Below are 6269 nucleotides of genomic sequence, written 5' to 3' on the forward strand. Positions count from 1 at the left end.
CAGTACGCAAAGAGGTGGAGCGATATGAAAGATCAGTTTGAATTGGTTTCCCCTTATCAGCCCAGCGGAGACCAGCCGGAAGCCATCCAAGAGCTTGTCGGCGGATTGAACCAGGGAAGACGGGCGCAAACCTTATTGGGCGCGACGGGGACCGGTAAGACTTTTACGGTAGCGAACGTCATCCAGGCAGTGAATAAGCCGACGCTTGTCATCGCGCACAATAAGACGTTGGCAGGGCAATTGTACGGCGAGTTGAAGGAATTTTTCCCGAACAATGCCGTTGAATATTTTGTGAGTTACTATGACTATTACCAGCCTGAAGCTTATGTCCCATCCAGTGATACCTATATAGAAAAAGAGTCCAGCGTAAATGATGAAATCGATAAGCTTCGTCATTCTGCAACCAGTTCGTTGCTGGAAAGAAGGGACGTGATTGTGGTCGCCTCGGTTTCCTGCATCTATGGTTTGGTGAATCCATTGGACTACAAGGAGCACACGTTATCGTTAAGGCAAGGGATGGAAATGGAACGGAATGAGCTGCTCCGCAGATTGGTTGAAATGCAGTTCGAACGCAATGATATCGACTTCCGGCGCGGAACCTTCCGTGTCCGCGGGGATGTGGTCGAGATTTTCTTGGCTTCCCGCGACAATGAGGCCATCCGGGTCGAGTTTTTTGGGGATGAGATCGACAGGATCAGGGAAGTGGACGTCCTGACCGGGGAAATAAAGAATGACGTCGAGCATTTTCCCGTTTTTCCTGCCACGCACTTTGTGGCAAACGAAGAAAAAACCTTGCATGCGGTCGACACAATCAGGGAAGAACTGAGGGGACGCCTGAAAGTGCTGCGCGAAGAAAACAAACTGCTGGAAGCCCAACGGTTGGAACAGCGCACCAATTATGACATGGAAATGCTGATGGAAATGGGATACTGCAACGGAATCGAAAACTATTCCAGACACATGGATGGGCGCGCTCCCGGAGAACCTCCTTACACTCTGCTTGATTTTTTTCCGGATGATTATCTGACGGTCATCGATGAATCGCACATCACGATGTCGCAGATACGCGGCATGTACAATGGGGACCGGGCACGCAAAGAGCAGCTGGTGGCCTATGGATTCCGTCTGCCGAGCGCCTTGGATAACCGGCCTTTGACTCTGGCGGAATTCGAGGAGCGGGTCAATCAGATCATCTATATCTCAGCTACTCCAGGTCCTTACGAATATGAACAAAGCCCCTATGTTGCCCAGCAGATCATCCGTCCGACCGGCCTGCTGGATCCGATTGTGGAAGTGCGTCCGATCAAAGGCCAGATCGATGATCTGATCAGTGAGATCAATCTGCGCATCGAACGCAACGAGCGGGTATTCATCACGACCCTGACGAAGAAGATGTCGGAAGACCTGACGGATTACCTGAAAGAGGTCGGCATCAAAGTGAATTATCTGCACAGCGAAATCAAAACGCTGGAGCGCGCAGAAATCATCCGCAATCTCAGACTGGGCGAATTCGATGTGCTGATCGGCATCAATCTGCTGCGGGAAGGGCTGGATGTCCCGGAGGTCTCGCTTGTAGCCATCCTGGATGCCGATAAGGAAGGTTTCCTGCGGAGCGAACGCTCGCTTGTCCAGACAATCGGCCGGGCTGCGCGGAACGAAAACGGGAAAGTCATCATGTACGCGGACCGCATCACGGATTCGATGGAGCGGGCCATCAATGAAACGAACAGACGCCGCGCGATCCAGGAAGCCTACAACATTGAGCATGGAATCATACCGAGAACAATCATCAAGGAGGTCCGTGACCGAATCAGCATCACGCATGCGCCGGAAGCTGCTGAAGGAGAGGCCAGCATCATGTCCATCTACAAAGCGATGACGATGGAACAACGCCGCGAAGCCCTCGATCAACTGGATAAGGAAATGAGGGAAGCCGCCAAAGCGCTCAATTTTGAAAAAGCGGCTGAAATCCGCGATATGGTGCTGGAGCTGAAGTCAGAATACAAAGGGCTGTGAACCAAACTTTTTTACTTGCAATCGGTAAGGAATTAAGGTAAACTATTCCATGTATTATATATACGACCTTCAACTTGGTTAAACGATTCACCAACGTTTTACTCAGTGAAAGGTAACTTTATGAAAGAGGTGAAAAAAATGGCAATTTCAAAAGAACTTAAAAACGAAATCATCAAAGAATACGCTATTCACGAAGGAGATACTGGATCCCCTGAAGTGCAAATCGCAGTTCTTACGTATGAAATCAACCACTTGAACGAGCACGCACGCGTCCACAAAAAAGACCACCATTCTTACCGTGGTTTGATGAAAAAAGTCGGACACCGTCGTAACTTGTTGGCTTACTTGCGCAACAAAGACGTTGCACGTTACCGTGAATTGATCCAAAGATTAGGCCTACGTCGTTAATTTCGTGGCTGAGATATTTCAAGCGGGATTCCACTGTGGATCTCGCTTATTTTTTGGGATTTTTCGGTGAATGAGTGCAAAAATGCTGAGCAATCGGCTATAATAGAATGAGGCTCCCGCTCTACAGACCGCTACTATGCAAATGTGAACCTATCGACAGAGGTAGGTTGACATTTGTTTAGTAGTTGGTAGATGGGAAGCATTGCAAAAGGAGAATGATAACATGTCAGAAAAAAAAGTGTTCCAAATGGACTGGGCAGGCCGTTTGCTGCAAGTCGAAATCGGCCAGTTGGCCAAGCAAGCGAATGGTGCGGTATTGGTGAGATACGGAGATACCGTTGTGTTGACGGCTGCTGTAGGTTCAAGAGAACCAAAAGATACCGATTTCTTCCCATTGACGGTAAACTATGAAGAAAAAATGTATGCAGTCGGAAAAATTCCTGGAGGATTCATCAAACGTGAAGGCCGTCCAAGCGAAAACGCCACATTGACGGCGCGTTTGATTGACCGCCCAATCCGACCAATGTTCCCTGAAGGCTTCCGTAACGAAGTGCAGATCACAAACGTCGTCATGTCCGTCGAGCAGGATTGCGCTCCCGAAATGGCTGCCATGTTCGGCTCCTCGTTGGCATTGGCGATTTCGGATATTCCTTTCTACGGACCGATCGCTGGGGTGAATGTGGGCCGCGTAGATGGTGAGTATGTCTTGAACCCAACGCCGGTGCAGAATGCAGCGTCCGATATCGAATTGACGGTTGCCGGTTCGCGAGCTGCCATCAACATGGTTGAGAGCAGTGCTGCGATGGTGAATGAAGAAGATATGCTTGGAGCATTGCTGTTCGGCCACAAGGCGATCCAAGAGCTGTGCGACTTCCAGGACCAAATCGTAGCGGCAGTCGGCAAAGAAAAAATGGAAGTCAAGTTGCTGGCTCTGAACCCGGAACTGGTGGAGGAAGTGAACGCTGCCTACGGCGAAAAAATGACCACAGCCATCATGACTGAGGAGAAATTGGCTCGTGAAGCTGCGATCGAAGACGTCAAAGCGGAAGCAATTGCGTTCTTCAACGAAAAATATTTGGAGGACGCCAACTTTGCGCAAATCGTCAAAGAAGTCCGCCAAATCGTGGAAAACATGGAAAAAGATGAAGTCCGCCGTTTGATCACGGTCGATAAGATTCGCCCTGATGGACGTAAAATCGACGAAATCCGCCCATTGGCATCAGAAGTCGGATTGTTGCCGCGCGTACACGGCTCCGGCCTGTTCACCCGCGGACAGACGCAAGCTTTGTCGGCTTGTACTTTGGCCCCGCTTGGCGAACATCAGATCATCGACGGTTTGGGTATGGAAGAAAGCAAACGTTTCATCCACCATTACAACTTCCCGCAATTCTCGGTCGGCAGCACTGGCAGAGCAGGCAGTCCGGGACGCCGCGAAATCGGGCATGGGGCATTGGGTGAGCGCGCATTGAAGCAAGTCATCCCGACTGAAGCCGACTTCCCTTACACGATCCGTTTGGTTTCGGAAGTGCTGGAATCCAATGGCTCCTCTTCACAAGCAAGCATCTGCGCCGGCACGCTGGCTCTGATGGATGCCGGTGTACCGATCAAAGCGCCGGTTGCGGGCATCGCAATGGGATTGGTGATGGAAGGCGAAAACTACACAGTCTTGACGGACATCCAAGGCCTGGAAGACCATTTGGGCGACATGGATTTCAAAGTTGCCGGAACAAGCGAAGGTATCACTGCTTTGCAGATGGACATCAAAATCCAAGGCATTACGGAACAAATCCTGACCGAAGCGTTGATGCAAGCCAAAAAAGCGCGCATGGAAATTCTTGCGGAATTGACAAGCACGCTTGCGGCTCCTCGCGAAGAACTGTCTCCATACGCTCCTAAGATCGAAATGATGCAGATCAAACCTGAGAAGATCAAAGTCGTCATCGGCAAGGGCGGAGACACGATCAACAGCATCATCGAAGAAACCGGCGTCAAGATCGATATCGATCAAGAAGGTAATGTGAGCATTGCTTCAGCAGATGCCGCGATGATTGCACGCGCGAAACAGATCATTGAAGAATTGACGCATGAAGTCAAAGTCGGTGAAATTTACGAAGGAACAGTAAAACGTATCGAAAAATTCGGTGCTTTCGTGGAGATCACTAAAGGCAAAGACGGCATGGTCCATATATCCGAGTTGGCCAACGAACGCGTCAAAGAAGTCGAAGACATTCTTGCGATCGGAGACAAAGTCAAAGTCAAAGTCATCGAAATCGACAGACAAGGCAGAATCAATCTTTCGCGCAAAGCATTGCTGCCGAAGGAAGAAAAAAAATAACCAAATAACTTTCTGCGGCAAGTTTCAGTAAGACAGCATTACTGGGAAAAGAAGACCGAAACAGAATGAACCGACCTAGCCTTCAAAGAAGGAAAGGCCGGTTTTTTTGAATTGGCTGTCCGAGCGCAAAAAGAAAGCGCAAAGGGATTAATCTAATAATCCTGCCAAATGCAGTGATATTGTTTTATTACAGATTTTAATAGTAAATCAATGAATTTTTCGCCCAAAAGCGTTATTATAGGGATAAGAGAAATAAATTTTTCCAGCAACATTTTTTGGATAATTTATTTGCGGATATCGTCCTTGTGAATGTAAACGCTTTAATTATTTTGCCGGATACGCGCGCCCCTTGATAAACTTCAGAAGTCACAGCCATAGAAACGTTCTCCTGATGAATCGAGTCTGAAATATAGTGAAATTGCCTGAAATAGAGGCTTTTCCTGTGAGATTTTGTGATAAATAATGGCAGCATCATTATTACTGGCCAAAATGGCATCCCGCCGTGAGGCAGCACGAGCTCGGACCCAACAGCAGCGCGAAGGTAAAGCCTGACGAAACGGAAATATTTTGGAGAGTGTCCGCTTCAGTTTTCGTTTGTGAAGAGTGAAAAAATCAATAGTAAAGGATGAGTGCAATGGTAGCAGAATCTATTTTCTCGCAAGGCCAAATGCCTACGCTCAAGGAAGTGTTGGCCTCAAGGGAACAACGAGCCTTTTTTGAAGAGGAAATCAGTAAGACGAATGCCAATCAAACGCTGATTGCCCTGAAGTGCAATATTCCTGGTCCTGTCAAATACAATGCAATCGTAAGGCAAATTTCTGAAATAGGCATCCAGGAAGTCAAGGCAGCGATTGAGAAAAACAAATGGAAAGTCACGTACGAAAAACTGATGGATCTGGATACAGGGCCGGAATATTTTGTCGTCGTGGATACCTACCCGACCGCCGTGAAGCAAGCTGCCATCATGATCGAAGATGGGAGCCCGATCGGTCAATTGTTCACAATCAGCGTATTTTACCTGGAAGAAGGCAAGATGATCGAAGTGCAGCGAATGGAAATAGGATATGAACCCAGAAAATGCATGATCTGCGGGGATGACACTTTTGAATGCGAAAACTCGAGCAGGCACAGCAGAGACGAGATCCAAAAGAAAATCGAATCCATTCTGGCGGAGGATGGAAGAGTCCGGCTGGATTGATGATGCCGGTGTTTTACATGTGAACACAACCACCAAGGTACATTCCAAGCAAAGCTGCCGGGCTTCTGCTTGGAATGTTTTTTGTTGGATTTAAAAAATAGATTAAAAATTTCTACACCACTTTACAAGTAATTAAAAATTGTGCTTTTCTTCAACCCATTGCTCATAAGCCTTTAGGATTGCCAGCGATTTAATCCTATTTTCGATGGAAAGCACGAAAGTATAGAAAAATACTTCCTGCTGGATCGCCATTCCAATGAGTTGTTTCTTCACTTGAGAACTTTCCTCCTTCAAATGGGCATACCTCTCCTG

The 6269-nt window shown here is 48.0% G+C and carries 4 protein-coding genes and 1 pseudogene; 4 read left to right on the top strand and 1 reads right to left on the bottom strand.

Going from position 1 to position 6269, the window contains the following annotated elements; genetic code table 11:
- Positions 1 to 24 precede the first annotated feature (24 nt).
- The 4 genes from uvrB (at position 25) to citX (ending at position 5957) form a co-directional block, all read left to right on the top strand.
- Entirely contained in the window at positions 25 to 2016 is a 1992-nt protein-coding gene (gene uvrB / locus BMX58_RS08290; RefSeq protein ID WP_068623630.1) for an excinuclease ABC subunit UvrB, read from the top strand.
- A 138-nt stretch (positions 2017 to 2154) separates the two neighbouring features.
- Positions 2155 to 2424, top strand: a complete 270-nt coding sequence (rpsO, locus tag BMX58_RS08295) for a 30S ribosomal protein S15 (RefSeq protein WP_068562194.1) — start codon at positions 2155 to 2157, stop codon at positions 2422 to 2424.
- Between the two features lie 223 nt (positions 2425 to 2647).
- Positions 2648 to 4759 carry a polyribonucleotide nucleotidyltransferase gene (pnp, locus tag BMX58_RS08300; RefSeq protein WP_068623628.1) on the top strand — a complete coding sequence of 704 codons (2112 nt, stop codon included), beginning with the start codon at positions 2648 to 2650 and terminating at the stop codon, positions 4757 to 4759.
- Positions 4760 to 5393: 634 nt separating this feature from the next.
- Positions 5394 to 5957: a citrate lyase holo-[acyl-carrier protein] synthase gene (citX, locus tag BMX58_RS08305; protein WP_068623626.1), complete on the top strand. Its 564-nt coding sequence runs from the start codon at positions 5394 to 5396 to the stop codon at positions 5955 to 5957.
- Between the two features lie 132 nt (positions 5958 to 6089).
- Here the strand turns inward: citX and BMX58_RS14665 are convergent.
- A pseudogene (locus BMX58_RS14665) lies at positions 6090 to 6269 on the bottom strand (IS701 family transposase); the annotation flags it as partial.

The sequence above is a fragment of the Trichococcus ilyis genome, from assembly GCF_900109135.1.
In the GTDB taxonomy this organism is placed as follows: Bacteria; Bacillota; Bacilli; order Lactobacillales; family Aerococcaceae; genus Trichococcus; species Trichococcus ilyis.